Origin of the sequence: Palleronia pontilimi, assembly GCF_016412875.1 — a bacterium.
GTDB classification, from domain to species: domain Bacteria; phylum Pseudomonadota; class Alphaproteobacteria; order Rhodobacterales; family Rhodobacteraceae; genus Palleronia; species Palleronia pontilimi.
This window is the reverse complement of record NZ_JAEKPD010000017.1, coordinates 1-331: the sequence shown is the minus strand read 5'-3', so window position 1 is coordinate 331 and position 331 is coordinate 1. Positions and strand designations below refer to the sequence as shown.

At 58.6% G+C, this 331-nt stretch carries 1 protein-coding gene; it reads left to right on the top strand.

The genetic code is table 11. The annotated features are described in order from the left end of the window. Nucleotides 1-6: 6 nt before the first annotated feature. Nucleotides 7-331 (top strand): transposase (locus tag ILP92_RS15475; protein WP_368667906.1); only part of this gene is annotated, 325 nt, incomplete at its 3' end.

Below are 331 nucleotides of genomic sequence, written 5' to 3'. Positions count from 1 at the left end.
GTCGAGGTGGACGAGGCGTTTGTCGGGGGAGCCCCGAAATCGCTTTCAGGGGCCTACAATCCACGTGGCAAGGGCACTGGGAAGCCGATGATCTTCGTGGCGGCCTCTCGCGACGGACAGGCTCGTGCCAGGGTCGTTGCCGATGACAAAAGGGCGACGCTCGAGCCGGTTCTTTTAGAATGGATTGATCCCGAAACGACGAGTTTGATGACCGATGGCAGCAAGAGCTATCGGGGCTTGGGAAAAACTATGGCAGACCACCAGTATGTGATCCACAGCCAGAAAGAGTATGCCAACCCGGAGACCGGCGCCCACGTGAACACGGCTGATA